This window comes from Sphingobacterium sp. NPDC055346, from assembly GCF_053645235.1.
The window spans coordinates 195,220-221,114 of sequence record NZ_JBSHMI010000009.1; the positions used below are offsets into that span (position 1 = coordinate 195,220).

General features: G+C 40.4%; 25 protein-coding genes. 12 read left to right on the forward strand and 13 right to left on the reverse strand.

Annotation, left to right across the window (positions count from 1 at the left end; translation table 11 throughout):
* Positions 1-11: 11 nt before the first annotated feature.
* Positions 12-1,307: a (Fe-S)-binding protein gene (locus ACWICE_RS17750; RefSeq protein WP_185217604.1), complete on the reverse strand. Its 1,296-nt coding sequence runs from the start codon at positions 1,305-1,307 to the stop codon at positions 12-14.
* A gap of 291 nt (positions 1,308-1,598) precedes the next feature.
* Here ACWICE_RS17750 and ACWICE_RS17755 point away from each other — a divergent pair, with 291 nt between their 5' ends.
* The gene (locus ACWICE_RS17755) at positions 1,599-3,290 is read left to right on the forward strand and encodes a GMC oxidoreductase (RefSeq protein WP_454298912.1); all 1,692 of its coding nucleotides are present in this window, start codon (positions 1,599-1,601) and stop codon (positions 3,288-3,290) included.
* Between the two features lie 85 nt (positions 3,291-3,375).
* Here the strand turns inward: ACWICE_RS17755 and ACWICE_RS17760 are convergent, their stop codons facing one another.
* The 6 genes from ACWICE_RS17760 to ACWICE_RS17785 all read right to left on the reverse strand — a co-directional run bounded on the left by ACWICE_RS17760 (position 3,376) and on the right by ACWICE_RS17785 (position 9,989).
* On the reverse strand, positions 3,376-3,930 hold the full coding sequence (locus ACWICE_RS17760; RefSeq protein WP_254528086.1) for an OmpH family outer membrane protein: 555 nt from the start codon (positions 3,928-3,930) through the stop codon (positions 3,376-3,378).
* 107 nt (positions 3,931-4,037) lie between these two features.
* Positions 4,038-4,571, reverse strand: a complete 534-nt coding sequence (locus tag ACWICE_RS17765; RefSeq protein ID WP_185217602.1) for an OmpH family outer membrane protein — start codon at positions 4,569-4,571, stop codon at positions 4,038-4,040.
* A 57-nt stretch (positions 4,572-4,628) separates the two neighbouring features.
* Positions 4,629-7,202 (reverse strand): outer membrane protein assembly factor BamA, encoded by a 2,574-nt coding sequence (gene bamA, locus ACWICE_RS17770; RefSeq protein WP_254528084.1) that lies wholly within the window; start codon positions 7,200-7,202, stop codon positions 4,629-4,631.
* 120 nt (positions 7,203-7,322) lie between these two features.
* The gene (locus ACWICE_RS17775) at positions 7,323-8,060 is read right to left on the reverse strand and encodes an isoprenyl transferase (protein WP_185214029.1); all 738 of its coding nucleotides are present in this window, start codon (positions 8,058-8,060) and stop codon (positions 7,323-7,325) included.
* 330 nt (positions 8,061-8,390) lie between these two features.
* On the reverse strand, positions 8,391-9,284 hold the full coding sequence (locus ACWICE_RS17780; RefSeq protein WP_308214528.1) for an NAD kinase: 894 nt from the start codon (positions 9,282-9,284) through the stop codon (positions 8,391-8,393).
* A 42-nt stretch (positions 9,285-9,326) separates the two neighbouring features.
* On the reverse strand, positions 9,327-9,989 hold the full coding sequence (locus ACWICE_RS17785; protein ID WP_185214028.1) for a CBS domain-containing protein: 663 nt from the start codon (positions 9,987-9,989) through the stop codon (positions 9,327-9,329).
* 176 nt (positions 9,990-10,165) lie between these two features.
* Between ACWICE_RS17785 and ACWICE_RS17790 the strand changes: the two genes are divergently transcribed.
* Together ACWICE_RS17790 and ACWICE_RS17795 are read left to right on the forward strand one after the other, a co-directional pair.
* The gene (locus ACWICE_RS17790; protein WP_185214027.1) at positions 10,166-10,999 is read left to right on the forward strand and encodes a 1-acyl-sn-glycerol-3-phosphate acyltransferase; all 834 of its coding nucleotides are present in this window, start codon (positions 10,166-10,168) and stop codon (positions 10,997-10,999) included.
* 3 nt (positions 11,000-11,002) lie between these two features.
* A complete protein-coding gene (locus ACWICE_RS17795; RefSeq protein ID WP_185214026.1) occupies positions 11,003-11,968 on the forward strand; it encodes a GNAT family N-acetyltransferase in 966 nt (321 codons plus the stop codon).
* A 219-nt stretch (positions 11,969-12,187) separates the two neighbouring features.
* Here ACWICE_RS17795 and ACWICE_RS17800 read toward each other — a convergent pair whose 3' ends face one another.
* Genes ACWICE_RS17800 through ACWICE_RS17810 form a run of 3 tightly spaced genes read right to left on the reverse strand, consistent with a single transcriptional unit; the run spans position 12,188 to position 13,864 of the window.
* The gene (locus tag ACWICE_RS17800; protein ID WP_454298913.1) at positions 12,188-12,634 is read right to left on the reverse strand and encodes a GNAT family N-acetyltransferase; all 447 of its coding nucleotides are present in this window, start codon (positions 12,632-12,634) and stop codon (positions 12,188-12,190) included.
* Positions 12,635-12,641: 7 nt separating this feature from the next.
* Positions 12,642-13,091, reverse strand: coding sequence for a GatB/YqeY domain-containing protein (locus ACWICE_RS17805; RefSeq protein ID WP_185214024.1), 450 nt, complete (start codon positions 13,089-13,091; stop codon positions 12,642-12,644).
* 11 nt (positions 13,092-13,102) lie between these two features.
* Positions 13,103-13,864: an SDR family NAD(P)-dependent oxidoreductase gene (locus ACWICE_RS17810; protein ID WP_185217599.1), complete on the reverse strand. Its 762-nt coding sequence runs from the start codon at positions 13,862-13,864 to the stop codon at positions 13,103-13,105.
* A 485-nt stretch (positions 13,865-14,349) separates the two neighbouring features.
* Here ACWICE_RS17810 and dnaB point away from each other — a divergent pair, with 485 nt between their 5' ends.
* Complete coding sequence (dnaB, locus tag ACWICE_RS17815) at positions 14,350-15,945, forward strand: replicative DNA helicase (protein WP_185214022.1); 1,596 nt, start codon at positions 14,350-14,352, stop codon at positions 15,943-15,945.
* Positions 15,946-16,218: 273 nt separating this feature from the next.
* Here the strand turns inward: dnaB and ACWICE_RS17820 are convergent, their stop codons facing one another.
* Positions 16,219-16,902 (reverse strand): M15 family metallopeptidase, encoded by a 684-nt coding sequence (locus ACWICE_RS17820; RefSeq protein ID WP_454298914.1) that lies wholly within the window; start codon positions 16,900-16,902, stop codon positions 16,219-16,221.
* Positions 16,903-17,043: 141 nt separating this feature from the next.
* On the opposite strand from ACWICE_RS17820, the gene ACWICE_RS17825 reads away from it, so the two are divergent.
* The 8 genes from ACWICE_RS17825 to ACWICE_RS17860 all read left to right on the forward strand — a co-directional run bounded on the left by ACWICE_RS17825 (position 17,044) and on the right by ACWICE_RS17860 (position 24,161).
* Positions 17,044-17,673, forward strand: coding sequence for a CatA-like O-acetyltransferase (locus ACWICE_RS17825; protein WP_454298915.1), 630 nt, complete (start codon positions 17,044-17,046; stop codon positions 17,671-17,673).
* A gap of 114 nt (positions 17,674-17,787) precedes the next feature.
* Positions 17,788-20,073, forward strand: coding sequence for an ATP-dependent helicase (locus tag ACWICE_RS17830; RefSeq protein WP_454298916.1), 2,286 nt, complete (start codon positions 17,788-17,790; stop codon positions 20,071-20,073).
* A 57-nt stretch (positions 20,074-20,130) separates the two neighbouring features.
* A complete protein-coding gene (locus tag ACWICE_RS17835) occupies positions 20,131-20,862 on the forward strand; it encodes a DUF4290 domain-containing protein (protein WP_185214018.1) in 732 nt (243 codons plus the stop codon).
* Positions 20,863-20,984: 122 nt separating this feature from the next.
* A complete protein-coding gene (gene murA / locus ACWICE_RS17840) occupies positions 20,985-22,310 on the forward strand; it encodes a UDP-N-acetylglucosamine 1-carboxyvinyltransferase (protein ID WP_454298917.1) in 1,326 nt (441 codons plus the stop codon).
* A gap of 98 nt (positions 22,311-22,408) precedes the next feature.
* Positions 22,409-23,041 carry a YceI family protein gene (locus ACWICE_RS17845; RefSeq protein ID WP_185214016.1) on the forward strand — a complete coding sequence of 211 codons (633 nt, stop codon included), beginning with the start codon at positions 22,409-22,411 and terminating at the stop codon, positions 23,039-23,041.
* 117 nt (positions 23,042-23,158) lie between these two features.
* Complete coding sequence (gene rlmH, locus ACWICE_RS17850; RefSeq protein WP_454298918.1) at positions 23,159-23,632, forward strand: 23S rRNA (pseudouridine(1915)-N(3))-methyltransferase RlmH; 474 nt, start codon at positions 23,159-23,161, stop codon at positions 23,630-23,632.
* A 52-nt stretch (positions 23,633-23,684) separates the two neighbouring features.
* Positions 23,685-23,816, forward strand: a complete 132-nt coding sequence (locus ACWICE_RS17855; protein ID WP_262890811.1) for a hypothetical protein — start codon at positions 23,685-23,687, stop codon at positions 23,814-23,816.
* A 120-nt stretch (positions 23,817-23,936) separates the two neighbouring features.
* Positions 23,937-24,161, forward strand: coding sequence for an HAD domain-containing protein (locus ACWICE_RS17860; RefSeq protein ID WP_454298927.1), 225 nt, complete (start codon positions 23,937-23,939; stop codon positions 24,159-24,161).
* A 322-nt stretch (positions 24,162-24,483) separates the two neighbouring features.
* Here the strand turns inward: ACWICE_RS17860 and ACWICE_RS17865 are convergent, their stop codons facing one another.
* Together ACWICE_RS17865 and ACWICE_RS17870 are read right to left on the reverse strand one after the other, a co-directional pair.
* A complete protein-coding gene (locus ACWICE_RS17865) occupies positions 24,484-24,945 on the reverse strand; it encodes an NUDIX domain-containing protein (RefSeq protein WP_254528076.1) in 462 nt (153 codons plus the stop codon).
* A 113-nt stretch (positions 24,946-25,058) separates the two neighbouring features.
* Positions 25,059-25,796 carry a hypothetical protein gene (locus ACWICE_RS17870; RefSeq protein WP_185217594.1) on the reverse strand — a complete coding sequence of 246 codons (738 nt, stop codon included), beginning with the start codon at positions 25,794-25,796 and terminating at the stop codon, positions 25,059-25,061.
* Positions 25,797-25,895 lie beyond the last annotated feature (99 nt).

The window sequence follows — 25,895 nt, forward strand, 5'->3', positions numbered from 1 at the left end:
GATTTTAAATTTTATTGATTTGCCCAATTCGCACGGTCTGCCTGTGCATATTTCCACGGTGCACCGTTATTCTCTAAGTTAGAGAACATATTATTGATGCTGGATGGGGCCTGTGATTCTTCCATCACTGCATACTGCCTTAGTCCTATGATAATCTCCAATGGATTGATATTGACTGGACATTGCTCCACACAGGCATTACAGCTTGTACAAGCCCAAATTTCCTCTCTGCTGATATAAGTGTCCAATAAGGCCTTTCCATCCTCTACAAAGCTTCCATTCTTGTCTATATTCTTTCCAACCTCTTCTACACGGTCACGGGTATCCATCATGATCTTTCGTGGAGACAGCAATTTCCCGGTCATATTTGCAGGACATGCCGATGTACAACGGCCACATTCCGTACAGGTATAGGCATCCAAAAGATTCTTCCAGGTCAGGTCCTGAACATCCTTGACCCCAAATCGGCTTGGTTCGCCAGTAGGGGGCGGGAGACTAGGATCCAACATCACTTTCACCTCTTCGGTCACAGATGGCATGTTGTTGAACTCGCCTTTTGGTTCCAATCTGCTGAAATAGGTATTTGGGAATGCCAATAGGATATGTAAATGTTTGGAGATCGGTAAGTAATTCAGGAAAGCCAAGACCCCAATGATATGGAACCACCAGCAGAATCTTTCAATCCCAATCAATACCTCCGGCGAATCCGGAAGGATGCCAACTAAATAGGAGCTGATTGGAAAGGAACCCACTGCATGATAGCCATCAACTGCAAGGACCTGTAATTTTAGATCTGCAGCATTCATCGTTAAAAAGGCAGCCATCAATAAGATCTCTGCTGTAAGGATCAGGTTGGCATCCGTTTTTGGCCAATTGTTCAGTTCGCTTTGATTCAGGCGCTTGACCTTCAGCACATTTCTGCGGATCATAAAGACCACACATCCCATCAAAACCAAGAATGCCAAGATCTCAAACGAGAAAATCAGGAAATCATATAGACCGCCCAATGCTTCTGAAAATACACGATGGGTGCCAAATAACCCATCAATCACGATTTCCAGCATCTCGATATTGATGATGACAAAACCTACATACACAAATAAATGGAGCAAAGCTGGGATGGGGCGCTTGAACATCTTCTTCTGTCCAAAAGCTACTAACAGCATAATCTTGATGCGTTCTCCAGGTTGGTCAAAGCGATCAACCGATTTACCTAGCTTTATATTTCTATAGATTTTACTCGCGTTCCTGTAAAATAAGACCAAGGCCGCCAGTAAGATAATACCAAAAATGAGTTGACTTATCATAGTTTAATACTTAGGTTAACAAATATAATTAATCAGATTATACTATGCATGCATAATAAATTATTTAGAAAGATTAAAAATAATTGACAGGATTCAATAATGATTAAGAGCCTGGAAATCAAGTTAAGTATAATAATTGATACAACAAATAGCCCTGATAATTAAGCCCCATTTTGTATATTGCAAGCTATTATCAACCTTAAAAAACAAGCTTCCTGTGTCAAATATGGTGAATATCTGATCATTCAGGCTATTTTGGGTACAGGCTAAAATCTTACAAACAATCAAGAGATGGCAAATAGTAACGACAACTTTGATGTTATCGTCATTGGATCGGGGATCTCAGGAGGATGGGCAGCAAAAGAATTCTGTGAAAAAGGCTTCAAGACCTTGGTCTTGGAACGTGGTTTTGATGTGCAGCATGTCAAGGATTATCCAACTGCATATATGGATCCTTGGCAATTTGATCATCATAATCGGGTGCCGCTTAAAATTAAACAGGAGAATCCTATTGCCTCCAGATGCTATGCCTTCAATGAGGATGCCATGCATTTCTTTACCAAGGACAAGGATCAGGAATATGTGCAGGAAAAACCCTTTGATTGGATCAGGGGGTATCATGTAGGCGGTAAGTCGCTGTTATGGGCAAGACAGGTACAGCGATGGAGCGATCATGATTTTGAAGGGCCTGCCAGGGATGGATTTGCCGTAGATTGGCCTATCCGATATGCCGATATTGCCCCTTGGTATAGTCACGTAGAAAAATTCATTGGAGTTTCGGGAAATCGAGATGGCAATGCAGCCATGCCCGATGGTGAATTTCTTCCTCCATTTGACCTAAATGCCGTGGAACAGATGATCCAAAAGAAATTACCGAGCAAGTATAAGGATCGGCAGGTCATTGCTGGGCGCTGTGCCCATATTACGGACCCTCAGCCAATCCATATCGCACAGGGAAGGACCAAGTGCCAGAACAGGACCATGTGTCAACGGGGATGTCCCTTTGGCGGTTATTTCAGTTCCAATGCATCTACCTTGCCATGGGCCGCTAAAACAGGAAATTTAACCATCAGGCCTAATTCCATCGTGGAATCTATTATCTATAGTGAGGACCAAAAGAAAGCCACAGGAGTGAGGATAATTGATGCCGAAACCCAGAAAACTTCCGAATATTTCGCGAAGGTGATTTTTGTGAATGCTTCTACCATCGCAAGTAACCAGATTTTATTGAACTCGACCTCCAAGCGGTTTCCAAATGGTTTAGGTAATGACTCGGGTCTACTTGGTAAATATATCGCTTTCCATAATTACCTGGGTTCAATTTCCGCGAACATTGATGGTTTTGAGGATATGTATTATTACGGTCGCAGACCTACACAACCAATTATTCCCAACTTCAGGAATGTGAAGAAACAGGAAATGGACTTCCTTCGTGGTTATGCCTCTTTCTTTTGTGCCTATCGTGGCCGTGGAGGAAGTAGTGAGATGCAAGTTGGGGCAGACTTTAAAGATAGTCTTTCTGAAGTAGGTGGATGGGGGATCAGTATGATGATGCAAGGTGAGACCATTCCAAAAGCGGAAAACCATGTTCGTTTAAGTACTGACCTTAAAGATAAATACGGTATGGCGCAGCTCATCTTTCATGTTGGCTATGACGATAATGACCAAAAGAGCATGCAAGACTTCCTGGATCAAGGAGCGGAGATGTTAGATTATATCGGTGCGAAGAATATCAGTCAGCACAACAGTCAGCAGAACCCAGGATTAGATATCCATGAAATGGGAGGAGCGAGGATGGGGAACGACCCTAAAACTTCCATTCTGAACAAATGGAATCAGGTACATGACTGTAAGAATGTTTTTGTCACGGATGGTGCCAGCATGACTTCGACCGGCACACAAAATCCTTCCCTGACCTTCATGGCCTTGACAGCTCGCGCAGCCAATTTCGCCATGGATGAAATGAAAAAAGGAAATCTATAAGCTGATCATTCCCGGTCCAATCGGATGGAAATAAAAAAAGATCAACCCAGGGGTTGATCTTTTTTTTATCCTTTAGCTTTCGGAATTATTTCTTTGGAGCAGCAGCTGGTGCAGCAGTAGCAGAAACACCTAATTTAGTTTTGATGTCTGCAGTCAAGTCGTCACCACCTTGGAAGTAAGGAACACTACCAGAAGAGATGTCAAAAACATATGCATAGCCTTTTTCCTTAGCTACAGCATTGATAGCAGTCATTACCTTTTGCTCGATAGGAGCGTATAATTCTTGTTGTTTTTTACCAATTTCTTCTTGTGCAGCTTGTTGAACACTTTGGATACGAGTTTCCATTTCACGCATAGTGTTAGCGATAGTTTGAACCTCTGCATCTACAGTTTCTTTGTTCGCTTCACTACGGTTTCTCAATTTCTCGTTCGCATTGTTTTGTTGCTTTTGGTACTCACTGATCATACCTTGAATTTCCTTTTGCTTAGTCTCTTGTAAGGTTTGCATTTGACCTTCAGCAGCTTTGAACTCGTTGGTAGACTGAACAATTTCAGCTGTGTTGATATGTCCAATTTTTTGTTGTGCATTTACTGCGTTACCCGCCAATAAAATTCCTGTTGCTAATACTACACTTTTCAATAAATTTTTCATGCTTTTTTTGTTAGTCTTATATTTTCGGATATAAGGATATTCTTGTTTTGTTTTATGTTAAATAATAAATTAGTTCGCAATTATAATAAAAATTATTAGTTCGCTAAAGAAGGATTAGGTTTCAACCCTAATTTCGTGATAACATCGTTACTTTTATCCAAATTTGGATTGGCATAAAGGAACGCATTTTCACTTCTTTTATCCATAATGAAATCAAATTGACCTGCAGCTGCTACATCTTGGATAGCTTTGCTAACACGAGCCTGTATAGGTTTCATCAAGTTTTCACGTTGTTTGAAAAGTTCTCCTTCGAAACCAAATTTGCTGCGTTGGAATTCCTTTACTGCCTTTTCTTTATTTACGATCTCGTCCTCGCGGCGTCTGCGCATATCTGGATTTAAGTTCGCCTGATCCTTTTGATAGGATTGATACATACGTTCTATTTCTGCGTATTGCTTATCAACCTCAGCTTGCCATACCTTAGATTGATCATCTAATTGCTTCTGAGCTGAATTATATTCAGGGATATGTTTCATGACATATTCTGAATCTACATATGCTAATTTCTGGGCAAACGAAACTGAACCCAACATGGTTAACATCACGATTAATATTCCTATTCTTTTCATCGACATATTATTTTTTAAATTCTATGTTTAAGACAATTTAATTATTAAAAAGTTTAATTAGAACCCACCCATATTTTGGATAATACTGAATGTGAAGTTTTGTTTCCAGCGATCCGTAGTCAATCCAGGGATTGGATCCAATGCATGACCGTAGTCAATACCCAACATACCGAAGATCGGTAAGAAGATACGTGCACCAACACCTACTGAACGACGAACCTTGAATGGATTTACTTCATCAAATTTGTTCCAAGTATTACCTGCTTCAGCAAATGCCAAGGCAAATACCGTTGCTTGGTCATTTAACATGATCGGGTGACGTAATTCTATCTGGTACTTCGCATAAATCGGGCTACCAGACTGGATGGCGATACCTTGTTGGTTGCTTCCTGTAGATGCTGGAATCAACGCACCATTCGCATATCCACGCATCGCAATGATCTCAGATCCTTGTAAGAAGTCAAACCCTTGCATACCATCACCACCTAATTTAAAACGCTCAAATGGGGAAATTGGTGCCTGTGAGCTGTAATTTCCTAAGTAACCAAACTGCGCCTGTGCTTTCAATACCAATTTACCCGCGATCTTGGTATACCATTGGGAATCAAATTTCCATTTATGGTATTCCGTGAATTTATACTTTTCATTGTCTGGAGCAGTTTCATAGTTCATGTTGTTCCACATTGAATATGGAGGCGTCAATTGAACCGAGAACTTGATATGTGAACCAGAAGTAGGATAGATCGGCGCATCGATAGAGTTACGGCTGATCTCTTGGGTAAAGTTGATGTTGTATGCTGTACCATCCGAGAAAACGAAGATACCACCATAGTTATCCAAGAAGTAACGTTGGTAAGACAATGAACTGTTGATCTGGAAATAGTTGTCTGGCCATTGAAGACGTTTACCTAATGTCGCAGTCACACCGTGCATCTGGATTTTAGGGATACCCTCATAATCCTCATAACGGTTTTCCAAATAGTTATAACGTTGTAATTGTGAATTCGAGATATACGCACTCAAACCAAAATAAATAGGTTTCTTACCACCTAACCATGGCTCTGAGAAGGAGAAGCTATAAGATTGATAGCGTTTTCCTGAAGTCTGTCCACGGATGCTCAATTTCTGTCCGTCTCCTCTTGGAAGTGGTTTCCATGATTCTTTCTTGAAGAAATTGCTGGTAGAGAAGTTGTTAAAGGTCAGACCCAATGTACCGATTACCTGACCAGCACCATAACCTCCGGATAGCTCAACCTGATCGGATGGTTTTTCAGCCACCGAGAATTCAATGTCTGTCGTACCTTCTTCGTAGTTTAGGTTGGTCGGCATAGGTTGAACCTTCTGCTCATCAAACATCCCTAATTGGGAAATCTCACGAACACTTCTTACCAATAGCTCACGCGAATATTTTTGACCCGGCTTGGTATAGATAGAACGTAGGACAACACGGTCGTTCGTCACATCATTACCTTTCAGGATTACATTGTTGATCGTATATTGCTTACCCTCAAACATCTGGATTTCCAGATCGATGGTATCTTGGTAGATACGTTTGATCACAGGTTGAACACTGAATGTTAAGTAACCGTCGTTTTGGTAAATCGCAGCGATATCATCCGAGTTCCTGGTCGGACCACTCAATTTGGAGTTTAATTTTTCCTCACTGTAAACATCACCGTGTTGGATACCCAATAGGATATTTAAGGTAGAGTCTTTGAATTTTGAGTTTCCTGACCATGAGATATTACCTACGTAATATTTAGGACCTTCATATACATCGATGTCGATGGCAACTTCGTTGTTGTCATGACGTCTTACGGTATCTTTTAAGATTTGAGCATCACGGAAACCTTTGTCTTGCATTTTGGCAACCAGGTTTGTTTTTGCTTCCTCATATTTATCATCCTTGAACTTCCCTGGTCCGAATACTCTAAACCATGCTCTAGGACGTACACCTTTCATGAATTTAGTCAACTGCTTATTGCTGAATTCTTCATTTCCAGTGAAATTGATACTGTTGACTTTAATCTTTTTATTTCTTTCCACATCCACCACGACAATTTCGTTGTTTGCTTGAGCAGAGTCAGGTTTCGTCGTAATCTTGATATCAGGATAAAGGAAGGATTTTTCCCTTAAGAATTTCTCGATAGTGGCTTTGGTCGTTAATAGGAGGTTGTCATTGACAATTTTACCGGCATTGGTATTTAACCGCTTGCGGACTTCCTCTGTTTGCGATTTGCTCAGTCCATTGATGTCGATCCTGGTCAATCGTGGTCTTTCCACCACCCTGATTTCTAGGAAGATCGTTTCTTCTTGGATTTTGGTAGCATATAATTGAACGTCTTCAAATAGGTTTTGCGCCATCAAATCCTTGATTACATTTGATGTTTGTTCGCTCGGAACCTCGATGTATTGCCCAACTGATAATTTGGAGATGGTGACGAGGACTTCGGAGTCTAGGTACTGTGCTCCAGTAACGGTTACTCCACCGATAACATAGTTTTTAGGGTCCAAATAAGTAATGTCATCTGGATTGTTCAAATTCAAAGGCCTATTTCCTGTTATCTGAGCCTGCGCGAAATTGCAAATTAAGAAGGTGAGTAAAATAGAAAGTTTAATTATACGCTTCATCTACTTTTTATTATGTCTGCTAAAGTACAGCAAAGTCTTGTTAATTTTTGTTAAAAGAAATATTACGAATTTCTGACAGTAAGCCTGTCGAAATTAAAATGTTGCAAAAGTAATGATTTCTTATAATTGTTCACTAGTTTTCCCAAATCTTCTTTCTCTATTTTGATATAGGTAAATACATTCAAATAGAGTTTCCCTAGAAAACTCAGGCCACATGATAGGGAGGAAAAACAGCTCAGAGTAGGCTATTTGCCACAACATATAGTTGCTAATGCGCTCTTCACCGCTGGTTCTGATCAATAGGTCAGGGTCGGGGATGCCATGTGTATAAAGATTGTTGCTAAACATTTCTTCATTGATGTCATCTACGGAAATTTCACCTTTTTTAACTTTTTCAGCGATCGTTTTTGTCGCATCCAGGATCTCTTGGCGGGATCCATAGCTCAAGGCAAGGGTCAATGTACAGCCAGTATTGTTCTTGGTTTGTTCAATGGTAGATTGAAGCGTCACCTGACAATGGGCAGGTAAGTCGGACATGCGGCCAATACTGTTGACACGGATATTGTTTTCTTGGAAAGTGGGTAGTTCTTGGTTCAATGAGTTTACTAAGAGTTCCATCAAGGCATCCACCTCAAATTGCGGTCTGTTCCAGTTTTCTGTGGAAAAGGCATATAAGGTCAAATAGTTGAGGCCTATTTCAACAGATGCCTCCAATGCTTCACGGACTGCAGTAACGCCGTTTTTATGGCCAAAGACACGAAGCTCGCCCTTTTCCTTTGCCCAACGGCCATTGCCGTCCATGATGATGGCAATATGCTGAGGTAATCTGTTTTTATCTATCTTATCTTTAAAACTCATTAGATAATTTCATTTATGCTTGAATAGTTTTGTGTCGACCCTAATCCAGACCATGCCACTCGACTTTCTGGAAATCCAGAATCGCCAATCAAGCATCGTAAATCTAGAAGGAGTTGATGATGTAGGTTAAGTAATCCAATCAGGAGGCCAAGCTGTTTTTGTCCTAAAATTTTTATGATAGGAATGATTGCAAATGAATTAAAAAATAAAATTGATTCGCTTTTCATCTCGAATGTTGGTCCCAATAGTTTCAGATTTTATCGTAAAGATACAGGTTTTAAGATTATCCCTGTAAAAATTTTATTGAATTAAAGTGAATAGAAGCTCCTATTAATAATTTCGGACATCGATACCCCAGAGCAATTTTTCACGCAAGATGCCAAAATATTGGTCATTTGCCAATCGGATAAGGTTTATACTAAAAGGTGCCTTTGTGATCAATAAGCTGGTTTTGGTACTCAAAGTATGGCTTTTTGAATCACAGCTCAAAATATATTTCTCTGTCCTGCTCTCTATCTCAAGACGCAATTGCATATTCTCGTTCACCACGATAGGACGTACGTTTAAATTGTGTGGAGAAATAGGGGTAATCACAAAATTCCCACTGCCAGGCATTATGATGGGGCCGCCGCAGCTTAAGGAATAAGCTGTAGAACCCGTTGGGGTCGCGATGATCAGACCATCAGCCCAGTAAGAGTTCAACAGTTCATTGTCCAAAACTGCATGTACCGTAATCATGGCGGAAGAGTCCGACCTAAAGACCGTAATATCGTTCAGTGCAAAATCCTCCCCCTTTATAAAGGTACCATCCGAACTTTCTACCTGTAACAAGGCACGTTTTTGGATCTGATAATTGTTGGAAAGGATTTGGTCCAATGCTTCCTCCATGTGGTTTTTGGAGATATTCGCCAAAAATCCCAAACGACCGAAATTGATCCCCGCCAATGGAATACCTGAATCTTTGATCAACGTTGCGGCAGAGAGCATGGTACCATCACCCCCTAGGCTGAGCATAAAGGCAATGTCCGCAGGAAGATCTTTATGGGACTTGAATTTCTTAAAGGTAAAATCTAGCTTGCATAAGCGCTTAAGGAAACTGTGGAAATCCTGATGGATGTAAACTTGCACATTCTTTTCACGCAGGTAGGTAAATAGTTCAATGACATATCCAATCACGGATTGGTTAAACTCTCGACCGTATACTGCTATGGACAGCTCTTTCATGCTTTTGATAATATTTTGCGCAAAGATGAAAAATTCTAAGAATTAAATGTTCAAATAGTTCATTAAAAGATTATATCTTTCTTGGATATCATTCTGATCAGAGCCATCGTTGAAGGTCGCTTTTACCACATAGTCATGTCTCCATAAAGAGGCCAAGACTGAGGAAATATTGTTTTTGTTGACCTTGATGGTGAGTTCAACCTTGCTGGAATTCTCAATCGGTCTGATTCCCGTATTCAAAATCTTGCTGTTCTCAGATTCTATGATATGGGCCACATGGGTCAAACTATTGTCCCGATCTTCCATCTCTAGGACGATGATCGCGCCCTTATCCTGGTTGGAGATCGTTTGGTTGACCGATCTCAATAGATCTTTCTGGGTAATGACCCCAACATATTCCTTTTGCTTGTTGACAATAGGCAAAAGGTCAAACTGATAGGTCTCCAGATATTGTAGGGCATCATAGATGTGCTGATAATCGTATAGATAGATAAATGGAAAGGTAAGTTTCAGTTCCTTGATCAAAGTTTCCTCATCTTCAGCCGATAGCAGGTCCTCCTCGGTAATAAGCCCGAGGTATTCTTTACCCTTAACTACAGGAAGTTGATGGAAATGCAGCTCATTGACTTTATCTAACGAAAAAGCAACCGTATCGTTCGGGTGAACTTCGGTATAGAGCGTTGATATGTTTTCACCGATATACATGAAACCTTTTATTTATTAAACTACAATAAACGCAAAACGTTTAATTTTAGTTTAAATATGCGATTATCGCTAAGGTAGTGAAAATATTATTTTGATATAAAATAAAAAGATGTTTTAGTCATCTTAAAACTAATTATGTAATTTTACAAAACTTTTATAAAAGTGTATTATAGAATATGAGCTTACAAAAGCAAGAGAAGTTTATTGAAATCAGGGAAGTAATACGAAAGAAAAGTCCAGGTTTAGCCAAATGGATACCCAAGCCATTATTGAGTTATTTAACAAAGACAATCCACGAAGATGAGATAAACTACATCATGAGAACGTATCATGATGACATGGGATTAGATTTTGTAGACTCATTATTAAAAGAGCTTAAGGTTAACGTACATTTGGAAGGCGCTGAGCATATTCCTTTAGATGAAAGTGTCATCTTTGCTTCCAATCACCCCTTAGGTGGTTTAGATGGGGTAGCTTTTATGCAGGCCATCGGGAAGTATAGAAAAGATGTGAAATTTTTGGTCAATGACATTCTGATGAATGTCCGCAACCTCGAACCCTTATTCGTTCCTGTAAATAAAGTCGGTAGTCAAAGTAAAACAGCTATTGCTGCAATTGAGAATGCCTATGCATCGGACCATGCTTTGCTTGTTTTCCCTGCTGGACTTGTCTCAAGGAAGATTAAAGGGGAGATCGTAGACCTCGAGTGGAAAAAAAGCTTTATATCGAAAGCCAAAAAATATAAAAAAGATATCGTTCCTGTCTATATTGAAGGACGTAACTCGAATTTCTTTTACAACCTATCAAGAATAAGACACAAAATAGGATTAAAAGCAAATATTGAAATGTTATATTTACCTGATGAGATGTTCTCCCAAAGAGGAAAGGACATAACCATCAGGATTGGGGAGAAGATTCCCTATACCCATTTTGACACCAGTAAGAATGAACGTCAATGGGCAGCTGAAGTAAAAGAAATGGTTTATGCCATGGCTCATGGTAAAAAATAATTTATGCAAGAAATAATTCAACCGGTAGATAGAGATCTAATCAAGAAAGAACTTACTAAGGAAGCCTTTGTCCGTTATACCAATAACGGCAGTAATGAGGTCTATCTAGTGAACTATCATACCGCACCTCATATAATGCGCGAGATTGGTAGATTGAGAGAGCTGACCTTTAGGGGAGCTGGCGGCGGTACAGGTCTACCTCTTGATATTGACGAAAACGATACTTCTAAACATAATTACGATCAACTGATCGCTTGGAATCCAGAAGATGAAGAAATCATTGCTGGGTACCGCGTGATAAAATGTGATCAAGCAACGGCTGAGGATGGTGAAATTCACCTTTCAACAGCACATTATTTTGACTTTTCCGAAAAATTCAAAAAAGATTTCCTGCCTTATACCATTGAATTGGGACGTTCTTGGGTTCAACCCAAATACCAACCGGCAATCGACAATAGAAAGGGAATTTTCTCCTTGGATAACCTTTGGGATGGTCTTGGTGCATTGGTCCTGATCAATCCGGACGTGAAATACCTGTTCGGAAAGGTGACCATGTATCCGCATTATAATCAGGAAGCTAGGGATTTGCTGATCTATTTCATGAATCATTATTTTCCAGATCCTGACAATTTGGTAGAACCTGTAAAGGATCTTTATTTAGGTTATAAAACTGATATCACCAAACATGAAGGCATTTTTGACGGTCTGGACTATAAGGAAGGTTATAAAGTGCTGAATGCCAAAGTTAGGGAGCTGGATGAGAATATTCCTCCATTGATCAATACCTATATGAATCTTTCACCGACCATGCGTGTTTTTGGAACAGCTAGGAACAATGAGTTTGGAGAAGTTGAAGAAACTGGTATTATGATTACCTTGGATGATATCTATCCTGCAAAAAAAGAAAGGCATATGTCGACCTTTGAAAGAGATAGGCATTTTGGCCAACGTCCCGTAAAAGCAAGATAGTCTGATGGATAAAAAACACCTTTTTTTTGGCTATTTTTATTGACCTCAGTTTAGTTTTATTCGAGACATATTTTGAAAATTCCGAATATGCCTCGAACAAGGGTAAAGCCAAAGCAGAAGGTAATACCGGAACAAATTGGATAAAATTTTATCATTAATATAGAAAGCCCTCGATGATTAACATCGAGGGCTTTTTTATGAACTGCAATGCATTAAGTCTTATGGATATAAGGCCATCTCTAAATGGGGGATATTGTCCTCCAGATAGACATCGCTCTCAATCTGGAATCCTAGACCGGTATAGAATCGTTTCAGGTATTCCTGTGCACTTATTCGGATAGGGAGGTCTGGATAGTCCATTTTGATCTGTTCAATGGCTCTGTTCATCAGGAGCTGACCGTATTGATGCTTCCGATAGTCTGCATGGACCACCACTCTTCCTATGGAACTGCATTTCGGATAGGAGACATCAGGGGGCAATAACCTGGCATAAGCAATGCAGGTTTCTTGGTCCATCGCAAAGAGATGTTTCCCTTTGAGGTCCTTATCATCACATTCGGGATAAAGACAATCTTGTTCCAGCATAAAGACATTGATCCGGAGCTGCAAAATCTTGTAGAGTTCCAGGGAGTCTAATTCTGAAAAGGACTTTATTCTCCAGTCCATATATGGATTAGCTTAATAGTGATTTTACGACTTCAGAAATCGTTCTGCCATCAGCTTGACCAGCAAGTTTCTGGTTTGCCGCGCCCATGACCTTACCCATATCCTTGATCGATGAAGCACCTGTTTCAGCAATAATGCCTTTCACAACGTTTTCTATTGCCTCACGGTCCAATTGTTTTGGAAGGAACTCTTCGATAACTTCCAATTCTTCGATTTCGATGGTATATAGGTCTTTACGGTCCTGTTGCTGATAGATTTCGGCAGACTCCTTGCGTTGTTTTGCTAATTTCTGTAAGACCTTGATTTCGGCGTCTTCGGTCAATGTTTCGCTATGGCCTTTTTCAGTGTTAGCCAATAGGATTGCCGCTTTGATGGCACGCAGTCCACGTAATCTAACATTGTCCTTTGCGATCATGGCCGCTTTGATATCTTGGGTTATTTTTGCTTCTAATGACATATATGATTTGTTTATTTTCTAATAACTAGTGTTCCGTTTGCCTGAGCTGTTGGCATAACCAACAGGTCGTTGATATTGACATGTTTGGGTCTGGAAAGGATAAAAGAGACGATTTCTGCAATGTCCTGTCCCGATAGTGGAGTCAATCCTTTGTAAACTGATTTTGCACGGTCCTTGTCGCCATGGAACCTTACTTCAGAGAATTCGGTTTCTACCATGCCCGGGTCAATGCTGCTGACCTTGATCCCTTTGGCTAGGAGATCAATGCGCATCGCTTTGGTCAAAGCGTCCACGGCATGTTTCGTTGCGCAATAGACATTGCCATTGGGGTAGACTTCTTTGCCGGCAATGGATCCCATGTTGATGATATGAGCCTGTTCGCTGCCTTCCATCAAAGGGATGACATATTTGCTGACATACAGTAAGCCTTTGACATTGGTGTCGATCATGCGGTCCCAATCGCCAATCTGTCCATCTTGGATGGAATCCAAACCTTGGCTGAGTCCAGCATTATTGATCAAGATATCGACTTTTTTCCATGCTGCTGGAAGGTTGGATAGGGTGGTTTCTACCTCTTCCGCATTGCGGACATCCAATTTGAAGCTATGGGTTTCGGTATTAGGGTTGATGGTTTTGATTTTTTGGATCAATTCTTCCAGTTTTTCAACTCTTCTGGCACATAAAAGAAACCTGTATTTATTTTCTTTTGCCAATTCCAGGGCGCAAGCTTCTCCGATTCCAGAGCTGGCTCCCGTGATTAAAACTGTCCTCATTTTATTGAAATTTATTTTACTTGGCTTCATACTTTTTTCCAGAATCGAGGTCTGGATTTTCCGTAGATGCGTTATTTGATACACAACAAATATACAACAAAAGACCAAAAATTACGGATACCCGGAATGCTTTCATAAACTTAAAGACTACCTGAAGGAGCTTAACTCGCTGACTATGAATTGAAGAGGGCAAAAGGCCTTAAAATAACTGTTTGAATGACCCTTTCGTGTAGGTTATTCACAACGGTCCATCTTATCCACATTCGGGTAAAGGCTTGATTTTTAATGCGTATATTTAGTTATTAACAGGTTCTTCACATTTGATGTTAATTATTAGTCCCTGTTTTACAACTGCTATTGCATGATTGTTGAAGCACCTAAATTTTACTGTTCAAAACTTGATGGTAGGGCGACTTTTATTTTTCTTACATTTGTTACCCTATCCTTGAAAACAGGGTGAATCAAGCCGAGAAATATTTTTTAGTATGTCTTTAGAAAACGAATTTAACAACAGTACGTCAGGACAACCTAGTCGTGCAAATTTCAACAAGAAAAGAACGAGCTTAAATAACTTAGTCTCCGGATTAGGCAAGCTCCCTCCACAAGCATTGGACTTAGAGGAGGCAGTGTTGGGTGCCCTGATGTTGGAGAAAAATGCACTAAGTGAAGTCATCGATATCCTGAAGCCAGAATCGTTCTATAAAGAGTCGCATCAGAAGATATTTCAGGCTATCTATAACCTCTTCCAGAAGACTTCCCCGATCGATATCTTGACCGTAGTGGCAGAACTTCGCCAAATGGGAGCGTTGGAAATGGTAGGTGGTGCCTATTATATCACGCAGTTGACAGACCGTGTGGTATCAGCGGCCAATATTGAATACCATGCCCGTATTATTTCACAAAAATATATTCAGCGTGAATTGATCAAGGTTTCTACGGAAATCATCAATTCATCCTATGATGAAACATCGGATATCTTCGACCTATTGGACCATGCGGAGAAATCACTTTTTGATATTGCCCAAAACAACCTGCGAAGAGATTCCAGAAAGATGGACGATATCATGCGTGAAGCAATTTCCTCGCTGGAATCCCTGCGTGAGAAGACAGATGGCTTGACCGGTATTCCTTCTGGTCTGACTGCATTGGACCGAATGACCTCCGGATGGCAACCTTCTGACCTGGTTATTATTGCGGCTCGTCCTGCAATGGGTAAGACGGCATTCGTGTTATCCGTAGCGCGAAATGCAGCAGTTGACCATAATAAAGCGGTAGCCGTATTCTCCTTGGAGATGTCATCCGTACAGTTGGTGAATCGTTTGATCGCTGGTGAAACTGAGATTGAACAGGAGAAACTGAAAAAAGGAAATCTAGCCGACCATGAATGGCAGCAATTGCACTCTAGGATCGGTCGTTTGACTGAAGCCCCTTTGATTATTGATGATACACCGGCACTGAACGTGTTTGAATTCCGTGCTAAGTGTAGACGTTTGAAGGCTCAGTATGATATACAGATGGTAATCGTCGATTACTTGCAGCTGATGCATGGTAAAGCCGATGGTAAAGGTGGCGGAAACCGTGAACAGGAGATCGGTAGTATATCACGTGCCCTAAAATCAGTAGCGAAAGAATTGAACATTCCAGTTTTGGCTTTATCGCAATTAAGTCGTGCGGTAGAGTCTAGACCAGGAAACAGTAAGCGTCCGATGTTATCCGACTTACGTGAGTCTGGATCAATTGAGCAGGATGCCGATATGGTACTGTTCCTTTACCGTCCAGAGTACTATGGATTGTTGGAAGATGAGGAAGGCCGTTCTACCGTAGGGGTAGGAGAGGTAATTATCTCCAAACACCGTAACGGTGAAACGGGTATTGTACCATTACGCTTCGTAGGTAAATATGTGAAGTTCGTCGATCTTGAGGATGATTTCTCCGGAATGGGTCCTGAAGGTGGTAGCTTCAATGATTTCGGCGGTGGAATGGGCAATGCAATCCAACCATCAGGTAATTTCGGCGACTTCGGCGGAGGTATAACCATGCCATCCAGAATGAATGATATGCCGGATGATGCACCGTTTTAGAACTTGAAAAACAGTGTAGGGGCGTATTGCATACGCCCGCATCATGAAAAGAAAATATAACGGCACCCGGAAGGGTGCTTTTTTTTGAAAAATTGAATATGAGCTTACCCCAAAATGGGTGTTTATTGATGGTTTGTATATGGCGGGCGTATGCAATACGTCCTTACAGTATGCTGGACTTTCCAACTATATTTTGATCATAATCCTGGTTCAAACCATGATCTTGGTCTATCCTCTTATCCCTTTAATCCTGGTTCAAAAACAAGCCCAAACCTACCTTACCTTAAAATCAAAATACTGATCCTTGAAGGGCTCATTTTTCAGGGTATAATGCCACCATTCTTCTTCGATGGATTTGAATCCATGTTTTTCCATGATGTTCTTGAGTAGTTTTCGGTTTGCTTTTTGCTGAGGACTGAGGTTGCTGTAATCATGGTGAGAGGGTTCGCCGAAATAGTCGAAGCCGGTTCCCATGTCCAGTTCTTTTTTGTCTTTCAGGTTAATGATGGTTAGATCGATGGTACTGCCGCGGCTATGTCCAGATTTTTCGGCGATGTAACCCAATTTAAACAGGTTCCGTTTGTCCACATCGGGATAGAATTCTTTTTTTGCTGCCGTGTCGGCAATATCCAAAGCCCATTCCTTAAAGTTATTTACTGCCTGTTGCGGTCTATAGGCATCAAAAACCTTGATACCTAAACCTTGTGCATTCAGTTCTTTTTGGATCTGGACCAATGCACTGGCGGCATCTTTGCTGATAAATACCTTGTTGGCTTCATAGCCTTTTACCGGTCTTCCCAGGAAGTTATGGCTTCCATAATACCTTAAGTCGATTTCAAGATTTGGAATCTGTTCTTTCAGGTTGACAAATGAATTGGGGATCTCCCGTTGTGTAGCACAGGAAAAAAGTAAGCTGAGTGCCAAAAGTGGTATGAGGAAAGCATATCTATTATTCATGATCTATGGTTATGATGATTATAGGACAAATGTAAAAAACCTTTAGTAGTTTGAAACCTTCTATGGAGGTTTTGGTTTTTGTTAGGGAATTATCCACAATCGTTTTTCGGAAAAAAGAGTAATGATTAGTTTTGTCGCAATATGAGAAAGAAATTTGATGTAGAAAATTGGGCACGAAGAGAGCACTTTGAATTCTTTTCGCAGTTTCCCGAACCGTTCCATGGGATTACGGCCGAGTTGGACCTAAGTATTGCCTACCAACAGGCCAAGCAGAAATCACAGTCTTTCTTTATGTACTACCTGTACCGAGCGTTGAAGGCCATGAATGAAATTGATAATTTCAGGCTTAGGATCGATGCTGGAGAACTCTATCTCTATGATCAGGTCCATATCTCCAGCACGGTGTTAAGGTCAGATAACACCTTTGGTTTTTCGTATATCGATTTTCATGAAGATGAGGCTAAGTTTTTGGAAGGAGCAGATATCGCTGTTGAAAAAATGAAGGCTTCTTCTGGCTTAGATCTGAGTGGGGCCAGGATCAATGAGGTGCATTGTTCTGCTTTGCCTTGGGTAGAATTTAGCTCGCTTTCTCATGCCAGGAATTTCAATTATCCGGATTCCTGTCCGAAGATATCCTTTGCCAAGTTAATGGATCGTGACGGAAAAAAAACGATGGCGATTTCGTTACATGCGCACCATGCCTTGGTCGATGGATACCATGTGGGACTGTTTATGCAACGATTTCAGCAATTGCTCGATCAAATCGATTAGGTTTTTGCTATCTTCTTGTCCCTGTGGATAATTTTCTAAAATAGTATGCCTATTTTTATTAAATTTGAGTCCCCATTTTTGAGGCATTACATAAGATAAATTTAGGAGAGTATTTTGGATTTTTTAGCAGGACTGAACCCCTCACAACGAGCCGCAGTTGAACAAACAGAAGGTCCAGTAATGATTGTTGCTGGAGCGGGATCTGGAAAAACGCGTGTAATTACCTATAGAGTAGCCCATTTGATACAAAAAGGAGTAGATCCTTTCAATGTCCTTGTGCTGACCTTTACCAATAAGGCTGCCAAGGAAATGCGTGAGCGTATCATGAAAGTGGTCGGCTCTGAAGCCAAAAATATATGGATGGGTACATTCCACTCTGTGTTTGCGCGAATCTTGCGGGTCGAAGCAGAACTTTTGGGATATCCCAAGAACTTTACCATCTATGATACAGATGACACGAAGAGTTTGTTGAGGACCATTTTGAAAGAAATGAACCTAGATGACAAGCTCTATAACGTAAGCCATGTATATGGAAGGATTTCATCAGCGAAGAATAATTTAATATCCCCACAGGAATATAATAAGAATGAGGCAATCCTTGCCGAAGACCAGTCTAACGGTAGAGGGCAATTGGGCCAGATCTATATGGCCTATGCGCAACGCTGTTACCGTGCTGGAGCGATGGATTTTGATGATTTACTTTTCAAGACCAATGTGCTGCTCAATAAATATCCGGACGTACTGCATAAATACCAGCATCAGTTCAAATACCTGATGGTGGATGAGTACCAGGATACCAACTTTTCGCAGTACCTGATCGTGAAGAGATTGGCTGCGGTCAATGAAAATATCTGTGTGGTAGGGGATGATGCCCAGAGTATCTATGCCTTCCGGGGTGCCAATATCCAGAACATCCTGAATTTTCAGAAGGATTATCCGGATGTGAAGGTCTTCAAATTAGAACAGAACTACCGTTCGACCAAGATGATCGTGAATGCTGCCAACAGCATTATTGCGAACAATAAGAATCAATTGGAAAAGAACGTGTTCTCGGATAATGAGGATGGGGAGAAAATCAAGGTTAGCCGCGCCTTTTCAGACAATGAGGAAGGAAAGATCGTGGCAGAGGCCATCTCTCAGGAAAAATCCCTGAAAGGATTGCACTATAAAGATTTCGCTATTCTCTATCGGACGAATGCCCAATCCAGATCGCTGGAGGAGGCTTTGCGGAAATTGAATATCCCCTATAAATTGTATGGTGGAACTTCCTTCTACCAACGTAAGGAAATTAAGGATTTAATTGCTTATTTTAGGCTGACCTTCAACCCGAACGATGAGGAAGCCCTGAAACGTGTGATCAACTATCCACGTCGGGGGATCGGCGATACAACGGTTGAAAAGATCATGGTTGCTGCCGATCAACAGCAATTGCGTTTGTGGGATGTAGTGGCAAATTCCCAAATGTTCCTGGACGGTAGAAGCGCTGCCTCGGTTTCCAATTTTGGATTGATGATCCAGAGTTTCCAGGCGACTGCAAAAACCAATACCGCATTTGATACTGCGATGCATATCGCGCAGCATTCTGGAATACTGAAGGATCTCTATGAGGATAAATCTGTTGAGGGACTTGCAAGATATGAGAATATCCAGGAGTTACTGAACGGTATCAAGGAGTTTTCGGAAAGAGAAGATCTGGAAGAAAAAGGTTTGGATGTCTTTATGCAGGACATTGCCCTATTGACCAATGATGACAAGGATAAGGATCCGAATGCGGACACGGTTTCATTGATGACCATCCATGCTTCTAAAGGGCTGGAGTTTCCAGTGGTTCACATCGTGGGGCTGGAAGAAAACCTGTTTCCATCGCAACTTTCCCTGAATTCGAGATCGGAACTGGAAGAAGAGCGGAGGTTGTTTTATGTTGCCGTTACAAGAGCAGAGAAGAAATTGCACATTTCCTATGCGACATCGAGGTACCGTTGGGGAACCTTGAACAATTGTGAGCCGAGCAGGTTCTTGGATGAACTGAATCCAAGTTGCCTAGATCTTGACTTCAAACCACGTGGAGGCGGGATGATGGACGATGATTTTGGTTCGGAAAGAGTGCAATGGCAGCGTAAGGAAGGCAATTCCGGCGGTGATGTGTTCTCGAAGCCTAAGCCAAAAGTGATAAAGACCACATCGATTTTGCCGAAGGCCCATAAGCCGAGTGCAGACTTTGCACCATCGGATACTTCAGGCCTGCAGGTCGGTATGGAAGTGGAACATGAACGCTTCGGTTTTGGTAAGGTAATTAACCTTGAGGGAAACAAACCGGACATAAAAGCAACTATTTTCTTCAAAGAGTTGGGACAGAAGCAATTGTTGCTTAAATTTGCCAAGCTTAGAATAGTAAATTGATACCCAATTTAGAATTACATATTTAACGCCTTTATAGGGTTAAAGCAAAATAAACATATGATTTTTGATTATAACAGCACTAGACCAAAATTAATTTTGGCAGAATATGGCAGAAATGTACAGAATATGGTCGACTATATCTGTACGCTGTCAGATAGGGAAGAAAGAAACCGCTTAGCCCAGGTTGTCATCGATATGATGGGGGTATTGAACCCGCATCTACGTGATGTATCTGATTTTAAGCATAAACTTTGGGATCATCTCTATATTATTTCGGACTTTAAGATCGATGTGGATTCCCCATATCCCATTCCTACCAAGGAAAATATCCACCATAAACCGGAGCCTCTAAAATACCCGAACCATAATATCAGGTTCAAACATTATGGTCATACGGTGGAGGACATGATCAATAAAACATTGAACATCAGCAATCCAGAAGCTAGATTGAAAATGACCCTGAGCATTGCCAATTTCATGAAAATGGCATACCTGACTTGGAATAAAGATTCTGTATCGGATGATCAAATCCTTCAGGACCTGAAAACATTGTCGCATGGAGAATTGGTTCTTCCGGGCGATACTGTCCTGACCAAGCTAGACTTCAAAACTCCGCCTCCAGGGAACCGTGTTAAATCCTCAGGCAGCAGCACTGGCCATCAGCAGCAGAACAAGCCGCAAAACAGCTATAACAACAAGAGGAGCAACAATAACAACAACAATAACAATAAGAGGCCCTCGAACAACAATAACAACAACAATAACAGACAGAAAAAAAGTTATAAATAAGACCGGATGAAGAAAGCAATTGAATCGCAACGGGACAATTGCTTTTTTCATGTGGGATTGATATGAATTGAACAGACCTTTGGGCATAATCATTCCTGAGGTATGGTTGATATGAAAAAACTATGAATGCATTTGAAATTTACGGTGGCAAACCATTAAAAGGAGAAATCGTTCCGCAAGGAGCAAAAAACGAAGCATTACAAATTATCTCTGCAGTACTAATGACTGCTGAGAAAATGACCATTAGCAATATCCCCGACATTAAGGATGTCAATAAACTGATCGATCTTTTGGCAGCAATGGGTGTCGAAGTAAACAGAATCAGTGACGATACCTATGAGTTTGAGGCTAAGAATATCAATATAGATTATTTTCAATCGGAGGAGTTCAAGAAAAAAGGGGGAAGCCTACGCGGATCGATCATGATCGTTGGGCCATTGTTGGCAAGATTTGGAAAGGCTGCTATCCCTAAACCTGGAGGTGACAAGATCGGTAGACGCCGTCTGGATACCCACTTTTTAGGTTTTGAAAAGTTAGGGGCTAAATTTGTCTATGATGCAGAGAACCATTTCTTCAATGTGGATGCAACCCAGTTGAAGGGGACTTATATCCTATTGGATGAGGCTTCAGTTACGGGTACGGCCAATATCGTGATGGCTGCCGTTCTTGCTAAAGGAGTAACCACGATCTATAATGCTGCATGTGAGCCTTATCTTCAACAGTTATGTAAGATGTTGAACAGGATGGGAGCTAAGATCTCTGGGATCGGTTCAAACCTGTTGACAATTGAAGGTGTAGAGCAATTAGGTGGCACAAGCCATAAAATGCTTCCAGATATGATCGAAATCGGTTCTTTCATTGGTTTAGCTGCCATGACTGGGTCTGAGGTCACCATCAAGGATGTATGTTTCCAGGAATTGGGGATTATTCCATCGGTATTTTCCCGTTTAGGAATCAAGTTTGAGTTGAGAGGTGATGATATCTTTATCCCTGCTCAAGAGAATTATGAAATCGACACCTTTATCGATGGTTCGATATTGACCATTTCTGATGCTCCATGGCCAGGTTTTACACCGGATCTTTTGAGTATCGTTTTGGTGACAGCGATCCAGGCCAAAGGAAATGTATTGATCCACCAGAAGATGTTTGAAAGCAGGTTGTTCTTCGTCGATAAATTAATCGATATGGGAGCACAGATTATTCTTTGTGACCCTCACCGTGCGACCGTTATCGGCTTGAACAAGCAAAATAAACTTCGTGGAATTGAGATGACCTCTCCAGATATCCGTGCTGGTGTATCATTATTAATTGCTGCATTATCGGCACAAGGAAAGTCCGTAATCTACAATATCGAGCAGATAGAAAGAGGTTATCAGCATATCGAGGAACGCCTAAAAGCATTAGGTGCAGACATCAGAAGGGTTGAGGCACAGCCAGCTGGGCATTAAACCTGAATTGTCTGCCTATTGTTAAAAAAGGAATCAGAATTGGATAATCTACTAAGTCTATATAATTTTGTACTCAAATTAATTGTTCAAACACACAGATGAAAAAAATCACATTATTATCAGCAGTTGCGGCATTAGTATTGGCTTCATGCGCTGGAAACCCAGAAGGTAAAAAAGCTGAAACCAAGGATTCAGTTTCGATCACACAAACTGAAGTAACTGGAGATGCCTATACAGTTGATACAGCTGCATCCAAAGTAGTATGGACGGGTACAAAGGTTACCGGTAAACATACAGGTACAGTAACTGTTAAATCTGGTACTGTAAACGTTGATAACGGTAAATTAACTGGTGCTAATGTAGTATTGGATATGACTACAATTGGATCGACTGACCTAGAAGGTGAGTTCAAAGGAAAATTGGATGGACACTTGAAGTCTGATGATTTCTTTGCAACAGAAAAATTCCCTGAAGCTTCTTTCACGATCACTGAGGTTAAACCAGGTGCGACAGATGCAGACCTGAACATTTCTGGTAACTTAGTTATCAAAGGTGTTAGCAAGAACATTACATTTGATGCAAAAGTTGTTGAATCTACTGAAACTGCAGTGAAAGCTACTGCTAATTTCAACATCACTAGAGCTGATTGGGGTGTAACTTATGAAGGAAAATCTGATGATTTGATCTCTAAAGAAATCAACTTCGACATTACCTTAGTTGCAAATAAATAATTTTATTTAATTCTATAATAAGAGCCTTTGGTCATGGATCAAAGGCTTTTTTTGTGAGCTTCTCCCTCGGGAACAGACTTAATATCTTATTTTTGTAATTCAATTAATTCATTGCCAATGAAAATTACGCTGATCTGTATCGGGAAGACAGATGACCAACATATTGTGAAGGGGATTGAGATCTACACAAAAAGGTTGAAACATTATGTGAACTTTCAGATTGTGACCATCCCTGATATCAAAAAATCCAAGAACTTAAGTGAAAGCCAGCAGAAAGAGAAAGAAGCTCAGCTATTGCTTAAGAATTGCAGTAACCAGGATTTTATCATCCTACTGGACGAACGAGGAAAGGAATATACCTCCGTGGAGTTTTCCGCGTTTCTAGAGAAGCAAATGGTTTCCAGTGTGACACATTTGGTTTTTATGATCGGTGGCCCTTATGGCTTTGATGAGTCGGTCTATCAGCGCGCCAATGCGAAGATATCGCTGTCTAGGATGACTTTCTCCCATCAGATGGTCCGATTGTTCTTTGTGGAACAGATCTATCGCGCCTATACGATAATGAGAGGTGAACCCTATCATCACGAGTAATTTTATGTAAATTGAATATTAAAAGCATCATATATTAAAAGTAAAGGAAAACATGGACGATAATAAATTTAAAAGGGACTATAAATTTAAGAGCCAAGAGGGTGCTCATGGTGGTGGGATCAATAAATGGATCATTATCATCGGCGGAGCAATAGTGATATTATTGGCTTATCTGTTGAGATAGGTGGGCAGATTATTCTGTTTTGCAAGAATTTGAAGAGTTGACAAGGGAAATTGGAGGAATCTATTGTCCAGAATAGTTATTGGATATAAGACTGTTCAAGTCAAGGTATGTTTATAAATAATTACCTCAACGGTCAGTAGAAAAACGGAGATAATTGATTGGATTAGCAGGCATAAATTAAAACCGGAGGAAGTCTTGATCATCGATGATGATAAATCCCTGAATGATCTACCATTGAACTTCAAGGAGCGCTTAGTTTTGACTAATCCTTATGTTGGATTAAATAACCAAAATGAATTAAAAAGTGTTCTAAAAAGGAAAGTAAAAAAGACAGTTTCGGGTTAAAAAACTTTAAAGGTTTTCAAAAAGCTTTATCATTTAATGGATAAGGCTTTTTTTGTGTCCCCAGAGGCTTATTTGGGTTCTTGTAACAAGGTTTAATGATTCTAGGGGAGAAGTAGCTCAGTAAAGGATGTGTGGGGGGTATAAATAAATAAGGCGATACGGGGAGTATCGCCTTAAAATCACACTAACTATTAATAAAACCCTATAGAACTAGGTGTTTTCAAAACATAGATCTTAGACTAGACTTCAGTCTATCTCCAAGACCCACTGTAAAAGTAAAAACCTTTTATTATAAAATCAAATAAAAGTTGCAACATTTATATTATAATTGAATTTTATCTGTACTTTTTAAAAATTCAACCCACGCAACCTGGTCAGTTTTAAATGTTAAGTCATTTTCTTGCAGTTCGTTTAAAGGAATTAACCTAAACGCTTGTAGTTTTCCTTCTAGGGATTTTTCGGTAAAGTCGAAAGATTTTGTCCTAATGTTTAATTCTACGCTGTTTTTTTGCTCTACTTGATAGTATATGGAAATAATTTGACTATCATTAAAACTTGATTTTTCATAGAAGTCTGTGGTGTAAATATGCTTGATGACCTCAACTTCCATCCCGGTTTCTTCCAGATATTCTCTTTTTAATGCATCGATCAATCCTTCTCCATATTCCAACCCGCCACCAGGGAATTTAGTGAAGGATACATTCTCCGTTCGTTCATCGCTAATCAAAACTTCATTACGTTCGTTGATCATTATGCCATAAACCCTAACATTAAATAAAAACATAGTTAAAAATATTGGATCTTGCCTTGGAAGGGGCAAAATCTAGATGTAGTAATTTGTAAATTCTGAGTCTGGTAAAAGGTGAAGGTAGGGTATCCCTGCCTTCACCATCAATATTATAATGGTTGGAAACCAGAATCCACGGATTCTGTTTCTAAGCCAACCAAGGAGTAGTGTTTTGGTAAAAACCAAGAAATGGTATTCATCGCTTGTTTGTACTCTTTTTCGTTCGAAAAGTTTTTTGGAGTGATGTTGAATACAAGATCTTGTGTGACCTTCTCTTCATCCGTATAATTTCTAGCGATCAACATGACCATCGGGTTCTTCACTCCTGAATACTGTAGGAATTCGCGGATCTGACGACGTGCATAATCAGGTAAAATCTCTTGGGCTGGTTGTCCGACCAAAAGCTCTTCATCACTGCCGATTACAAAATCTTGGTTGTTTATCGAGAAATGGTGCTCGTCGGTATAAAACTCATGGCGCAAGGCATAGTTCAATAAATCTCCATAGCTGAACATCCAGTCAGGATTTTCTTTCCTGGTATTCAATGCCACCCCAAAACCATTCTGTAAAAGGTTGCCTAATTTATTCTTAATTACATAGGCTTGGAAGTTCTCTCCCGGTTCTACCGAACGAAGGTTGAAATAGGGGAAGCCCTCCGTACTCATGATGATCTCTGGTTCGGATACCGCTAGGTTTGCTTCAGCAATATTATCGATAAACTCCGCTACCCAATCATTGTTCCTCTTTTCTAAAGGGATTGTTAGCAGGTTGTTAATGACTAGTGTTTTTTCAAGATCTCCTAAATTCCCGGATCCCGCATTAGCATCAAAAAAATGTATGTTACTCATAAGTCCTTTGAAAATACGGCTAAAAGTAAGGATTATTGTCTTAATGTAAAGTGTTTTATTCAAAAATGATGGGATTTAAAGGACAATTAGGGTAAGATA

Excerpts from the sequence above, each read along its gene's own strand:
- ACWICE_RS17785 (WP_185214028.1), bottom strand. The coding sequence starts at position 9,989 with ATGTATATCGGTGAAAACATATCAACGCTCTATACCGAAGTTCACCCG.
- ACWICE_RS17755 (WP_454298912.1), top strand. The coding sequence starts at position 1,599 with ATGGCAAATAGTAACGACAACTTTGATGTTATCGTCATTGGATCGGGG.
- ACWICE_RS17870 (WP_185217594.1), bottom strand. The coding sequence starts at position 25,796 with ATGAGTAACATACATTTTTTTGATGCTAATGCGGGATCCGGGAATTTA.
- ACWICE_RS17750 (WP_185217604.1), bottom strand. The coding sequence starts at position 1,307 with ATGATAAGTCAACTCATTTTTGGTATTATCTTACTGGCGGCCTTGGTC.
- ACWICE_RS17765 (WP_185217602.1), bottom strand. The coding sequence starts at position 4,571 with ATGAAAAGAATAGGAATATTAATCGTGATGTTAACCATGTTGGGTTCA.
- murA (WP_454298917.1), top strand. The coding sequence starts at position 20,985 with ATGAATGCATTTGAAATTTACGGTGGCAAACCATTAAAAGGAGAAATC.
- ACWICE_RS17865 (WP_254528076.1), bottom strand. The coding sequence starts at position 24,945 with ATGTTTTTATTTAATGTTAGGGTTTATGGCATAATGATCAACGAACGT.
- ACWICE_RS17790 (WP_185214027.1), top strand. The coding sequence starts at position 10,166 with ATGAGCTTACAAAAGCAAGAGAAGTTTATTGAAATCAGGGAAGTAATA.
- ACWICE_RS17810 (WP_185217599.1), bottom strand. The coding sequence starts at position 13,864 with ATGAGGACAGTTTTAATCACGGGAGCCAGCTCTGGAATCGGAGAAGCT.
- ACWICE_RS17800 (WP_454298913.1), bottom strand. The coding sequence starts at position 12,634 with ATGGACTGGAGAATAAAGTCCTTTTCAGAATTAGACTCCCTGGAACTC.
- ACWICE_RS17835 (WP_185214018.1), top strand. The coding sequence starts at position 20,131 with ATGATTTTTGATTATAACAGCACTAGACCAAAATTAATTTTGGCAGAA.
- bamA (WP_254528084.1), bottom strand. The coding sequence starts at position 7,202 with ATGAAGCGTATAATTAAACTTTCTATTTTACTCACCTTCTTAATTTGC.
- ACWICE_RS17825 (WP_454298915.1), top strand. The coding sequence starts at position 17,044 with ATGAGAAAGAAATTTGATGTAGAAAATTGGGCACGAAGAGAGCACTTT.
- ACWICE_RS17780 (WP_308214528.1), bottom strand. The coding sequence starts at position 9,284 with ATGAAAGAGCTGTCCATAGCAGTATACGGTCGAGAGTTTAACCAATCC.
- ACWICE_RS17855 (WP_262890811.1), top strand. The coding sequence starts at position 23,685 with ATGGACGATAATAAATTTAAAAGGGACTATAAATTTAAGAGCCAAGAG.
- ACWICE_RS17845 (WP_185214016.1), top strand. The coding sequence starts at position 22,409 with ATGAAAAAAATCACATTATTATCAGCAGTTGCGGCATTAGTATTGGCT.
- dnaB (WP_185214022.1), top strand. The coding sequence starts at position 14,350 with ATGTCTTTAGAAAACGAATTTAACAACAGTACGTCAGGACAACCTAGT.
- ACWICE_RS17820 (WP_454298914.1), bottom strand. The coding sequence starts at position 16,902 with ATGAATAATAGATATGCTTTCCTCATACCACTTTTGGCACTCAGCTTA.
- ACWICE_RS17775 (WP_185214029.1), bottom strand. The coding sequence starts at position 8,060 with ATGAGTTTTAAAGATAAGATAGATAAAAACAGATTACCTCAGCATATT.
- rlmH (WP_454298918.1), top strand. The coding sequence starts at position 23,159 with ATGAAAATTACGCTGATCTGTATCGGGAAGACAGATGACCAACATATT.
- ACWICE_RS17805 (WP_185214024.1), bottom strand. The coding sequence starts at position 13,091 with ATGTCATTAGAAGCAAAAATAACCCAAGATATCAAAGCGGCCATGATC.
- ACWICE_RS17795 (WP_185214026.1), top strand. The coding sequence starts at position 11,003 with ATGCAAGAAATAATTCAACCGGTAGATAGAGATCTAATCAAGAAAGAA.